The sequence below is a fragment of the Flavicella sp. IMCC45668 genome (assembly GCF_057219105.1).
Genome location: NZ_CM170114.1, coordinates 2,583,323 through 2,596,598 on the forward strand (window position 1 = coordinate 2,583,323; position 13,276 = coordinate 2,596,598).

11 protein-coding genes are annotated in these 13,276 nt (G+C 34.2%); 1 reads left to right on the plus strand and 10 read right to left on the minus strand.

The annotated features are described in order from the left end of the window. Positions 1 to 40: 40 nt before the first annotated feature. The 6 genes from AC2DZ0_RS10620 to AC2DZ0_RS10645 form a co-directional block, all read right to left on the minus strand. On the minus strand, positions 41 to 1,537 hold the full coding sequence (locus tag AC2DZ0_RS10620; RefSeq protein WP_484490033.1) for a GH3 auxin-responsive promoter family protein: 1,497 nt from the start codon (positions 1,535 to 1,537) through the stop codon (positions 41 to 43). Continuing rightward, on the minus strand, positions 1,538 to 2,995 hold the full coding sequence (locus AC2DZ0_RS10625; RefSeq protein ID WP_484490034.1) for a murein hydrolase activator EnvC family protein: 1,458 nt from the start codon (positions 2,993 to 2,995) through the stop codon (positions 1,538 to 1,540). A gap of 37 nt (positions 2,996 to 3,032) precedes the next feature. Then, entirely contained in the window at positions 3,033 to 3,611 is a 579-nt protein-coding gene (nadD, locus tag AC2DZ0_RS10630; protein WP_484490035.1) for a nicotinate (nicotinamide) nucleotide adenylyltransferase, read from the minus strand. Between the two features lie 5 nt (positions 3,612 to 3,616). Next, the gene (gene gmk / locus AC2DZ0_RS10635; protein WP_484641722.1) at positions 3,617 to 4,189 is read right to left on the minus strand and encodes a guanylate kinase; all 573 of its coding nucleotides are present in this window, start codon (positions 4,187 to 4,189) and stop codon (positions 3,617 to 3,619) included. A 23-nt stretch (positions 4,190 to 4,212) separates the two neighbouring features. Beyond that, positions 4,213 to 5,070, minus strand: coding sequence for a YicC family protein (locus AC2DZ0_RS10640; RefSeq protein ID WP_484490037.1), 858 nt, complete (start codon positions 5,068 to 5,070; stop codon positions 4,213 to 4,215). A 103-nt stretch (positions 5,071 to 5,173) separates the two neighbouring features. Further along, the gene (locus AC2DZ0_RS10645) at positions 5,174 to 6,073 is read right to left on the minus strand and encodes a DMT family transporter (protein WP_484641724.1); all 900 of its coding nucleotides are present in this window, start codon (positions 6,071 to 6,073) and stop codon (positions 5,174 to 5,176) included. A gap of 108 nt (positions 6,074 to 6,181) precedes the next feature. Here AC2DZ0_RS10645 and AC2DZ0_RS10650 point away from each other — a divergent pair, with 108 nt between their 5' ends. Continuing rightward, the gene (locus AC2DZ0_RS10650) at positions 6,182 to 7,213 is read left to right on the plus strand and encodes a glycosyltransferase family 9 protein (protein ID WP_484641725.1); all 1,032 of its coding nucleotides are present in this window, start codon (positions 6,182 to 6,184) and stop codon (positions 7,211 to 7,213) included. Between the two features lie 4 nt (positions 7,214 to 7,217). Here the strand turns inward: AC2DZ0_RS10650 and AC2DZ0_RS10655 are convergent, their stop codons facing one another. The 4 genes from AC2DZ0_RS10655 to ileS form a co-directional block, all read right to left on the minus strand. Further along, a complete protein-coding gene (locus AC2DZ0_RS10655; protein WP_484641727.1) occupies positions 7,218 to 8,612 on the minus strand; it encodes a hypothetical protein in 1,395 nt (464 codons plus the stop codon). Positions 8,613 to 8,722: 110 nt separating this feature from the next. After that, the gene (locus AC2DZ0_RS10660; protein ID WP_484644836.1) at positions 8,723 to 9,319 is read right to left on the minus strand and encodes a lipoprotein signal peptidase; all 597 of its coding nucleotides are present in this window, start codon (positions 9,317 to 9,319) and stop codon (positions 8,723 to 8,725) included. Positions 9,320 to 9,396: 77 nt separating this feature from the next. Continuing rightward, complete coding sequence (locus AC2DZ0_RS10665; protein ID WP_484490041.1) at positions 9,397 to 9,780, minus strand: TraR/DksA family transcriptional regulator; 384 nt, start codon at positions 9,778 to 9,780, stop codon at positions 9,397 to 9,399. A gap of 4 nt (positions 9,781 to 9,784) precedes the next feature. Then, a complete protein-coding gene (ileS, locus tag AC2DZ0_RS10670) occupies positions 9,785 to 13,192 on the minus strand; it encodes an isoleucine--tRNA ligase (protein WP_484641728.1) in 3,408 nt (1,135 codons plus the stop codon). Between the last annotated feature and the right edge of the window lie 84 nt (positions 13,193 to 13,276).

The window sequence follows — 13,276 nt, forward strand, 5'->3', positions numbered from 1 at the left end:
TTTAAATATTATAAAACAGCTACAACTGTATTTTTCATTTTTATTCTACCACAAAATTCTCTAATACATCAGCCACCTTTCTATTATCTGATAACTGTGGTATTTTATTTTGGCCTCCAAACTTACCAATAGATTTCATGTATTCATGGAAACCACCTTTTTTAACCTTACTAATTTCTAGAGGCCTTAACACCTTTCCTTCAATCAGATCAAAATAATATATGTTTTGAGATTGCATAGAAGCATCTATTTTGTCGGCAAAAACCTGTAAATCTTTCGGAGCTTTTTCAAACTCAATAAACCATTGATGATACGGAAGTCCGCTTTCAGGATTTACCTGTGGTGCCACGGTAAATTCACTAATATTAACTTCAGTTCCTTCCATTGCATCTCTTAAAGCTTGTTCTACTTCTTTCCCGATTACATGTTCACCAAAGGCGGATATAAAATGCTTAATTCGTCCTGTTACTCTTATTCTATATGGATTTAAAGTTGTGAATTCAACAGTATCACCAATATTATACCCCCATAATCCAGCCGAAGTATTCAAAATAATCACATAATTTACCCCTAATTTCACATCCTTTAACGAAAGACGTGTCGGATTTTCGTTAAAAAACTCATCCGCAGGAATAAATTCATAAAACATACCACTATCTAATTGCAGCAACATTCCTTTATGAATCTGACTGTCTTGATAGGCAATAAACCCCTCAGAAGCGGGGTACAATTCAATATAATCAATCTTCTTCCCTATCAAAGCCTCGAACTTATTTTTATAAGGCTCAAAGTTTACTCCACCGTAAATAAAAAAATTAAATTTTGGAAAAAGCTCTGACACAGTTTTCCCTGTTTTTTCTTGTAGCTTCTCAAAGTACATCTGAACCCAAGATGGAATTCCACTTATTACAGTCATATCTTCGTTGATGGTTTCATCAACAATAGCATTTACTTTTGTATCCCAATCTTCAATACAATTTGTTTCCCAACTAGGCATTCTATTTTTTTGCAAGTATTTAGGCACATAGTGTGCTACAATACCACTTAACCTACCTAAACTTACCCCATTTTTATCTTCTAAGATGGGGCTTCCTTGTAAAAACATCATCTTTCCATCAACGAAAGAAGCGTCATTGGTTTGTGCAATATAATGCAATAACGCATTTCTAGCGGCCTTGATATGCGTTGGCATAGACTCTTTTGTAATTGGAATATACTTTGCACCAGAAGTAGTCCCTGAAGTTTTTGCAAAATACAATGGCTTTCCTTTCCACAAAACATCACTCTCCCCTTCTACTACACGATCCACATAAGCACGTAACCCTTCATAATCCACTACAGGAACATTTGCTTTAAAATCTTCATAAGTTTTGATCTTTTCAAAATTATGATCTTTTCCAAACGCTGTATGCTTAGCCCCAGAAATTAAATTCTGAAGTACTTTTTCCTGGGTCTCAATAGGCTTTTTAGCCCATCTATATACTCTCTTCTCAATGAATTTTGCAAACGGAATTGCAAATGCTGCTTTTATACTCATTTATTCGAATTCAATAAAATTTATTGGGTTTACGGAATACCCTTGATACCACATTTCAAAATGTAAATGCGGTCCCGTGCTATATTCTCCGCTTGACCCTGCCATAGAAATCACTTCTCCAGATTTCACCAAATCTCCTTGATCTCTATACAATACCTCATTATGCTTATAAACAGATATATATTTATTTGCATGCTCTATTATTACCACATAGCCTGTTTCTACTGTCCATTCTGCAAAAACAATTGTACCATCTGCGACTGCTTTTACTCCTGTTCCTTTGGTTACTGCAACATCAACAGCAAAGTGTTTATCTTTCACACTGTATCCATCTGTAACAATGCCTTTTACTGGTGCAAAAAACACCACTTCATCGGTTCGGCTCGTTTCAAAATCAAACAAACTATAACGATCCTCTCTTTCAACATCCTCTCGAAAAATAGAATCTTTAGAAGATCTAACCAATAATTTTTCTTCTGTTTCATCTACTTCTTTGAAAGGCTTTTCATCCGCGATTTCGCCAATTTTTTTTTGTCTTTGGTCTAAAACTTGAAAAGTTAAACTATCAATAATAGCATCTTTCTCAAACAAAGAAGCATTTAAACTAGTTAATTCTTTCTGGTGTGAGGCTAACAATTTCCCCTCATTTTCTTTGTACTCCTTTTGCAATAACTCTCTAACTTCTTTTCTTACTTTTTCAGCATTTTTATTCTGAAGCGCTATAGAGGCCTGTTTTTCTTTAGATAAGGACTGCAAATTATGTTTCGACTCAATATCCTTTAAGGCTATTTGTTTTTTCAATTCTGAATTTTCCTTAGTAAAGGAAAGAATATTCAATTTCAATTCCTGAAGTGAATCTTGCTGTTTTTCAATGGTAAGTACATAATCCTCTTTTAACTGATCTAAATTCTTTTTATTTAAATCCTGCAAAGAACCTTCCGTTTCTTGATGTTTTTTCTGTAACAAATCGGTTTGTCCTTTGTACAATGCCTTATAAGTACTATCCATTTCTTTCCTCACCCTTTCAATAAGCGCAGCAATAGAATCATTTCTAACCGGAAATTTAAGAAGCTTACTTTTGTCAACCTCAACATTTTTGTAAGGTAGGGTTACATCTACTAGCGTATCTTCTCCTATTAAAATTGGACGAATAGCGGCTGTAAATTTTGTAAGCACATCTACCTCCGACTGTAAAGAATCTACTTTATAAAACAAAGAAGTGGCTTGTTTTTTTAAGGCTGTTGAAGAATAACCCGGTATATACTCTTTGATGGGTGTAAAAGCTATTATAAATACAGTGATTAAGACCAATAAAATACTGAAAAGTCCACCAAATACAAATACATTCAAACGTGTTAATTTAAACGAAAACCTCTCTTCAAAAGAAGCCTCATTTAAAACCACAAGTCTAAACTTTTTGGTTAATTTTTTCTTTAAATTATTCTTTGTCGTCTTCATTTAGCTACACAAATATAATAAGTATGGCTCTCAAAATTTATTTTTTATAAAAATTCATTTGTTCCACATACTCCCATACTTTTGGTGGTAATAGAGGCTTTACATTTTTACCTGCTTTGATTGATTTTCTAATATGAGTTGATGAGATTTCAACAATAGGAGCATCTATTTTATGAATCCTATTATTATCAAATGAAACTTCTTTTTTTTGCTCATACACTCTAGGATATACATAGATATTGTGATTTTCCACAATTTCAGTATAGTTTTTCCATTTATGTAGATTCTGTAAATTATCCTCTCCCATAATCAAACTAAATTGATATTTAGGATACTTTTCTTGAATGTGAACTAGGGTGTTAATCGTATAAGAAGGCTGAGGCAATTGAAACTCAATATCTGTTGGTTTAATTTTAGGATACGCTTCTGCCGCCTGATACACCATTTCATATCTTTGATAGTTATCTAATAAAGTAGCTTTCTTTTTAAATGGGTTATGCGGTGTCACCACCATCCAAACTTCATCTAAATCTGAATTCTCAACCATATGATTGGCTATAATCAAATGACCTACATGAATAGGGTTAAATGTTCCAAAATACAAACCGATATTCATGGCCCTTACTTTTGAATAAAATTATTTACAAGATTGAATGCATCTTTTTTAGCAACCTCCAAATCGTCATTGATTAAAATCACATCAAAATCTTTGGCATAGCTAATTTCTTTCTCTGCTTTTGCAACACGCTCTAATATTTTCTCTTCACTATCTGTTTGACGCAAACGCAAACGCTTCTCCATCTCCTCTACAGAAGGCGGCTTTACAAAAACAGCCAAAGTTTCTTCAGGAAATTGCTTTTTGATATTCAATCCTCCGATCACATCTATATCAAAAACTACATGTTTCCCCATGCTCCAAATTCTATCCAATTCAGATTTTAGGGTTCCATAGCAATTGTCTGTATACACCTCTTCCCATTCCAAGAATGCATCTGCTTCTGCTTGCTTTTTAAACTCTTCTGGACTTAAAAAATAATAATCTTTCCCATGTTCTTCTTGACCTCTAGCTTCTCTGGAGGTAGCTGAAATAGAAAAATCTAAACCTAATGCCTCTTCTGCTAACAAATGCCTTACTATGGTAGTTTTACCAGAACCTGATGGTGCCGAAAAAACAATTAATTTCCCTTTTGCCATTATTTTTTACTTATCCGTTTGAATTATAAAATATTCAATACTTGTTCTTTAATTTTTTCCAACTCATTCTTCATCTGAACCACGACTTGCTGCATCGTCGCGTAGTTAGATTTAGAACCAGTGGTATTGATTTCTCTTCCTATTTCTTGTACAATAAAACCTAATTTTTTTCCATCAGATTTCTCATTATTTAATTCTTCAAGAAAATATTCTAAGTGATTTGCTAAACGAACTTTTTCCTCGTTGATATCTAATTTTTCTAGATAGTAAATAAGCTCTTGTTCAAACCTATTTTCGTCAATGGTAACGCTCAATTCATCTATAGCTTTTCTCAAACGCTCTTTTACATGATTCAATCGTTCTTCATCAAGTCTTTCTATTTCTTCTAAAGCTACTTGAATATTCTTGATTCGTTCTCTAAAATCAGCCTCTAAAGAATGTGCCTCGTCTTTTCTATATTGCACTATCTCAGCAATTGCAGAATCTATCCCTGCAGCTATTTGTTCCCACTCCGTTTCATCGATTTCTTCTCTAACCGACTGTAAAGCATCTGGCAACCTCATGGCAATTTCCAAAAACTGAATATCTGTCCCCTCAGACAAACCTCTTAATTCTTGTATATACTTACCTACTACCTGTTTATTGATCACTGTTTGAGTTTCCTCTCCCGTCATTTCAACATAAATAGAAAAATCAACTTTTCCTCTTACCAAACTAGAAGCAAGCTGCTTACGAATCCCTAATTCCTTTTCACGGTAATAAGAAGGCATTCTGGTGTTTAAATCTAAATTTTTACTATTTAGAGATTTTACTTCAATTGTTATTTTTTTGGTTGGTAACTGCAAAACAGCCTTACCATAACCAGTCATGGATTGTATCATCGATTGAATCTAAAAATTATGCAAATTTACTGATTTTAAACTAGACTATCTCCAACGATTCTCTAAGATATCTAACCAATCATTTATTAAAACAAACAGCTTGTTATTTCACAGAAGACACCTTGTTAACTGGCTTTGTAACCAAATACACCCCAAGACAAATAAGCAATGTAGTTGATACTTTTACCAAAGAAAGAGAATCGCTCCCCACAAATAAAGCATACATTGAGGCAAACACAGGATGCAAATAAACAAAAACACTTACAGTGGTTGGTTTCAACTTAGTAAGCGCAAAAAGATTAAATAAGTAATTAATAAAGGTTGTAAAAACAACGATAAAAAATAACTCAAAATAAATATGCCTAGGCATAGTGACCCAATCAATCAACAAAAGCTCCTCATAAGCAAAAGGCAAAACTATTGGAATACTAATGGTATACATCCATTTAATGATATGGATAGGGTTGTATTTAGCCAATAATTTTTTCACTACTACCAAATACAAACCATAAAAAGCTGCATTTAAAAACACATAAAAATTTCCAATAACAGAACCTGCACCTCCGGCAAGATCCTGCTTGTGAGTAATCAAAATAAAAGCCCCAAGTAACCCAATAAAAAGTCCGATAATTCTGGACTTTACCAACTTTTCTTTGAGTAGGATTATTGAAAAAACAAAAACCATCAGTGGAGTTACTACTGCTATTGCGGAAGCCACAATTGGCAAAGCTGTGTTCAATCCTTTGTAGAAAAATAACATATTTACACTCGTTCCCAACAAAGCACAAACTCCTAGTCTAAGATAATCTTGCTTTTCTATTGTTTCTGCTTTTATAAATAAACCAAACAACCAAAACAACAGAGCAGAACCTATTACTCTGAAAAAAATCAAAGCAAACGGTTGTACAAAATTAGGCATTACATCTTTCGCTACCGTATAGGACACCCCATAAATAATAGCAGTTGAAAATGCAGCAAGTAAGGCGATGGTTCTTAAATTCATTAGACCTGTTTTGAACTGCAAATATGCGGCTATTTTTTGTCTCACACTGATAGATTCCACTATTCTTTCACACAAATACTGTACATTTACCCTCAGAAATATTATAATATGGGAAACAAAAAAAACATCTTAGTTATCCGCCTATCAGCCATGGGCGATGTTGCTATGACTGCTGTTGTTATAAAAGCTTTACTGAATCAAAACGACAACATTAGAATAACACTACTATCTAGAAGTTTTTTAAAACCTATTTTTGCAGACATCCCAAATGTTACGTTTTTTGCAGCTGAAACCAAAGGGAGACACAAAGGAATTTTTGGAATCTATAGACTTTACAAAGAGTTAAAAAATCTTGACATACATGCCATTGCAGATCTCCACAACGTTATGAGGTCTAAACTTCTGAATTTCTTTTTTGGGAATACTCCTTCCGCAACATTAGACAAAGGAAGAGCCGAAAAAAAAGCCTTGGTAGCCATAGAAAACAAAGTTTTCAAACAACTCAAATCTACACATGAACGCTATGCAGATGTGTTTCGAGAATTAGGTTATACTATTGATCTTTCCAATATAAAGCTAGAGAAACCCCAAGCTCTAAACCAAAATCTAATCGACATTATTGGAGACCCTACTAAAAAACTCATTGGAATTGCCCCATTCGCACAACATGAAAGCAAATGGTACCCACTTGACTTAATGGAGAATATTATTGAAACACTTTCTAAAAACCCCAACACTACACTTCTTTTATTTGGAGGCGGAGAAAAAGAGGTTTCACAACTCAACGCAATCGCAAACAAACATGAGAATACTATCTCTATTGCAGGAAAAATAAAACTTACCGATGAATTATCTCTTATATCTAACCTAGACTGCATGTTAAGTATGGACTCTGGTAATGGACATTTCTCAGCTTTATACGGAATCCCAACGGTAACTCTCTGGGGAGGAACTCATCCATATGCCGGCTTCAGACCTTTTAATCAGCCAAACGAAAATTCATTTATTCCAGATTTAAAAAAATATCCTCATATCCCTTACACTGTTTACGGAAACAAAATGCTTGAAGGATATGAGGATGCTATGAGAACTATTGAACCTGCATCGGTTTCCAATAAAATTCTCGAAATAATTAAGTAAAGAACTAGTTACCAGTATCTTTATAATCTATAATATTCACATCTAATGAAATACTATTAATGGTTGAAGAAGAGGAATTTAAACCAACTGTGATTTTTCCATAAATATAATTATCAATATCATAAACCTGATAATAATCATAACCTCTTTCCTCATAACTATCAAAATTAAGCTCTATTTTATCTCCATTATCAAAAACCATCTTTAAAAGACCTTGTGCTTTTACATAAGTATAAGAACTAACAAAAACAGCATACATATATTGACTCATCAAAAAAGGAGGTAAATTTCTAACATGATACTCTGTTCTATACGCATCATCTTCAAATTTTGCTGATTTATGAACATCAATTACCGGATCATTTCCATCGATAGCAATAGAAGTAAGAATTTCACAAACACTATTTACCTCTTCGACAGTTTTATCAACTAAAATACCTTCATGTTCATTACCTACAAACCTACCCAAATACACATCTGTTGGTAACGATAATTTATAGCCTATCTCCTCGGACTCTATCATTGTAACCATCTTCGACAAAAACACAGGAACTCCTGTAGCAATAGATGTAGAATGCCCAAAACCATAAACATTATTCTCATCTACAAAAGATGCCGTACCTGTTGCATAGAAATTCATATAGGTTCCTTGTAATTCAATTAAAGAAATAGAATTTCCTGGGATAACATCATCCTGACTCATTGACTTCACAGATACTAGTTCTTTTCCGACCCTAGCATTCTGCTCTTCTATCTTGGCATTTTTATAAACATCAAACACTCCTGTACTATCATTAGACATATAAGACGAAAACGACTCACTATCAACACCAGTCACCGAGTAACTTAAGTTTAAGCTGTTAAAATTTGATTTAGCCGCTGAAGTTTCCTCCGAACCAACACCTTGAACATCTTCAATGGCACGAGCTGCAAATTGATGATTTGCATACGAAAAACCGTAACACAAAATAGCGATTACTTTTCCATTTTTATCTAACACAGGGGAACCACTATCCCCTTGACCAATTACCAATCCGTCGAGCGTTTTACAAAAAACCAAACGCTCTCCACCTGCCTCATAAACTCCATCAAACAAAATATCATACTCATCTACTCGAACACCATCTCGATTAATTCTTAATTTTAAAGAATCCCCTTTAATAAAGGAATCCTCAACAACATCAAATGAAATAATCTCAGATGGATTGGAAGTAATATTTACCTGAGAAGGTCGAGACTCAAAAGTTCCTAAAACCGTAACAATTCTTTCTTCAATATCTCCCTGTATATCAGCAGCAGTATCATTTTCCGAACACGAACTTACGACAACAACAAAACACAACAAGACAAGTTTAGACAATAGTTTTCCTTTAGAGAAAACAAAATTCTTTTTTTCCATAGCTTTTTTTTTGCGAAGATATAAAAGCTAGTGAAATAAAAAGACTTTCATAAAAAAAACTATCTAAAGACTTAGAAACATTAACATTTAGCTAACCTTTCATAATACATCTAAACCTCTTTAGGAAAAATTTTATTACCGAAAACAATTAATATCCCAACACCTATAGTTATAGCAGAATCAGCAATATTAAATATCGCATTAAAAAAAGTAAAGTTCTGACCACCAAATTTTGGAATCCAAGTAGGTAGCACACCTTTCCACATTGGGAAATAAAGCATATCTACAACCTTACCATGAAAAACAGTTCCATAAGGTTCTGATGCAAACCAAGTTGCTATTTGATAATTGGAGTGATCAAAAATAACACCATAGAAAACAGAATCTAAAATATTCCCCAAAGCCCCTGAAAAAATCAAGGCAATGGAAATCACAAGTAATTGATGCCCCTTTTTTTGCACTGTTGAATACAACCAGTAGCCAATTCCAACAATGGCACACAAACGAAATAAGGTCAAGGCTAACTTCCCAGTCTTTCCACCTATTTCCGCACCCCAAGCAGCACCGTTGTTTTCAATAAAATGAATTCGAAACCAATCAAAAACATATACTTCTTCACCTAACATAAAATTAGTTTTTATCCAAATTTTACTGATTTGGTCAATAGCTAAAACGGCGATAATTATTAAAATTGCTTTTTTCAAAATGGGATCTCTTTTACACAAAACAACTTCTTTATAATCAAATAAAGAAGTTGTTTCTTATATAATTTAGAACGAAAAAATTATGATTGCTTCTTTTTCGCTTCAATACTCAATGTTGCATGAGGAACTAATTTCAAACGTTCTTTTTGAATTAATTTCCCAGTTTCTCTACAAACACCATAAGTTTTATTCTCAATACGCAATAAAGCGTTTTTCAAATCACGAATAAACTTCTCCTGACGAATAGCCAACTGAACATTTGCTTCTTTTGCCATTGTTTCAGCCCCTTCCTCAAATGCTTTAAAAGTAGGAGACGTATCGTCTGTACCATTCGTACTATCGTTTTTATAAGCCGCATTTAGAATATCTAAATCTTCTTGCGCTCTTTGAATTTTAGCTTGAATGATTTCTTTGAATTCATTCAAATCACTTTCTCCGTATTGGGGTCTGATACTTTCTTCCATAGTTTTAGTTTTTACTTATCAGAAGTTTACTTTTTATATCATCAAATTCTACTTCTACTCCGTCAGAAATTGATGCCGTAAACTCTAATGAATTAGTTAGCGTTTCTGTTTTGATATAAGCTTCGTTTTCCAATACTGCCTCTTTTAAAATAGCATTGTCTTCGATTGTCAATTGTATTTTATCTGTTACTTCAAACCCTGAATCCTTACGGATATTTTGAATACGATTGATCAACTCTCTAGCGACTCCCTCTTTCCTAAGTTGCTCATTTATAGTAACATCCAAAGCAACTGTTAAACCTGCCTGATTTGCAACTAACCAACCTTCGATATCTTGGGAAGAAATCTCCACTTCATCAGTTGTTAAATCTACAAATTTTCCATTTATTTCTAAAGAAATTTTTCCATCTTTTTCCAAGGTAGCAATATCATCTTGAGTGAATTTCTGCACTGCAGCCCCAACAAATCGCATCTCTTTACCGTACTTTGGTCCTAGCACCTTAAAGTTAGGTTTGATATTTTTTACCAAGATTCCAGAAGCATCATCAATCAACTCAATTTCTTTGACATTCACCTCCGAAATAATCAAATCCTGTATTGCCAATATATCCTCACGATCTCTTTCGTCCAAAATAGGAATCATTACACGTTGTAACGGTTGTCTTACTTTGATCATTTCTTTTTTACGCAACGACAATACCATTGAAGAAATTTGCTGCGCTTTTTGCATTTTGCGTTCTAATGAAGCGTCAATACATGTTTCATTTGCAACAGGGAAATCCTCTAAATGAATTGATTCTTGTGCATTACCCTCCACTGCATTTGTCAAGTCTTTATATAAATTATCCATAAAGAAAGGGGCAATTGGCGCTCCTAACTTTGCAACCGTAATCATACATGTAAATAATGTTTGGTACGCTGAGATTTTATCATGCTCATATTCTCCTTTCCAAAAACGTCTTCTACACAAACGAACATACCAGTTACTTAAATTCTCAGTAACAAAATCCTGAATTGCTCGAGCAGCTTTGGTTGGCTCATACTCTGCGTAAAACTTATCTACTTTATTTATCAGGGTATTCAGTTCTGAAAGCACCCATCTATCAATTTCTGGCCTTTTAGAAATCTCAATGTCCGCTTCTGCATAACTAAAGTTATCCAAGTTTGCGTATAGTGAGAAGAATGAATACGTGTTATATAAAGTTCCGAAGAATTTTCTTCTCACTTCATCTACACCATCCAAATCGAATTTTAAGTTATCCCAAGGATTTGCATTTGCAATCATGTACCAACGTGTAGCATCTGGACCGAATTTATCCATAGTAGCAAATGGATCGATACCGTTTCCTAAACGTTTAGACATTTTTTTACCATGTTTATCTAACACCAATCCGTTAGAAACCACATTTTTATAAGCTACTGAGCCAAAAACCATAGAACTGATAGCATGCAAGGTATAAAACCATCCACGTGTTTGATCTACTCCCTCTGCAATAAAATCAGCCGGATAAAATTTATTATCATCAATCAATTCTTTATTTTCAAAAGGATAATGCCACTGTGCATAAGGCATAGACCCTGAATCAAACCAAACATCAATCAAATCGGATTCACGTTTCATTGGTTTACCTGAAGGAGAAACTAAAGTAATCTGGTCCACAATATTTTTATGCAAATCAATATTATCATAATTCTCATCAGACATATCTCCCACCACAAAATCAGCGAAAATATCTTTTGACTCCACTCCGGCTTCAATCGCTTTCGAAATCTCTGCTTTTAACTCTTCAACAGATCCTATCAATATTTCCTCAACACCATCATCTGTTCTCCAGATTGGCAAAGGGATTCCCCAATAACGAGAACGAGATAAATTCCAGTCATTGGCGTTTTTTAACCAGTTTCCGAAACGCCCCTCTCCTGTTGATTTTGGCTTCCAATTGATTGTCTCATTAAGATCAAACATCTGGTCTCTTTTCTCAGTTACTTTTACAAACCAAGAATCCAATGGGTAATACAAGATAGGCTTATCAGTTCTCCAACAATGTGGGTAACTGTGCTTATATTTCTCAACATTAAAAGCTTTATTTTCTTCTTTTAATTGAATTGCTATTTCAACATCTACAGACCTTTCTGGCGCCTCACCATCATTATAATATTCATTTTTCACATACTTCCCTGCGTACGGACCAACATGTGAGGTAAACTTACCTTGCAAATCAACCAATGGAATTGGATTGTCATTTTCATCCAATACCAACATAGGTGGTACTTCTGGTGTAGCTTGTTTTGCCACCAAAGCATCGTCTGCACCAAAAGTAGGTGCCGTATGCACAATACCGGTACCATCTTCTGTGGTAACAAAATCACCAGAGATTACTCTAAAGGCATTTTCCGGGTTTTCATATGGCAATGCGAATGGTAATAATTGTTCAAATTTAGAACCTACCAATTCAGCCCCTTTGTATTCATCAACAATGATAAAAGGAATTTTTTTATTTCCTTGTTTGTATGCTGCCAAATCTGACTCTGCCTCAACAGCCACAAACTTTTTACCGAACTGCTTTCCTACCAATGCTTTTGCTAACACGACTGTGATTGGTTCAAAAGTATATTGATTGAAAGATTTTACTGCAACGTAATCAATTTTTGGTCCAACCGTTAAAGCTGTATTTGAAGGCAAGGTCCAAGGAGTTGTTGTCCAAGCTAAAAAATGTACATCTCCTTCTAACTCTTGTAATTTCGTTGGCAACGTATCTTTTACCGCCTTGAATTGCGCTACAATAGTTGTATCTGTAACATCTTGATAGGCTCCTGGCTGGTTGATTTCATGCGAACTCAATCCTGTACCAGCTTTTGGAGAATATGGCTGAATAGTATACCCTTTGTACAATAAATCTTTTTTGTACATCTGAGATAACAACCACCAAACACTCTCCATGTATTTTGGCTTGTAGGTTACATATGGATCTTCCATATCAACCCAGTACCCAATTCTTTCTGTAAGGTTATTCCAAACATCAGTGTATTTCATTACCGCTTTCCTACAAGCATCGTTGTATTCTTCGATCGAAATTTTTGTTCCGATATCCTCTTTGGTAATTCCTAATTCTTTTTCAACTCCTAATTCAACAGGCAACCCATGAGTGTCCCACCCAGCTTTACGCTGAACTTTAAAACCTTTCATGGTTTTGTACCTTGGAAAAATATCTTTTATAGTACGTCCGATAACATGATGAATACCAGGCAATCCGTTTGCAGATGGTGGTCCTTCAAAAAACACATATGGTTCTTTTCCTTCCCTGCTGCTAATACTCTTTTGGAAAATATCATTTTCTTTCCAAAATTTCAACGTCTCATCAGCGACATTTGTTAAACTTAAGCCTTTGTATTCTCTAAATTTAGCACTCATTTTTCCTTGAATTCAATTGAGTTGCGAAAATACATATTTTCTATGAGATTTTACAAGCATTTTTATGTTAAGAAAACATGCGCT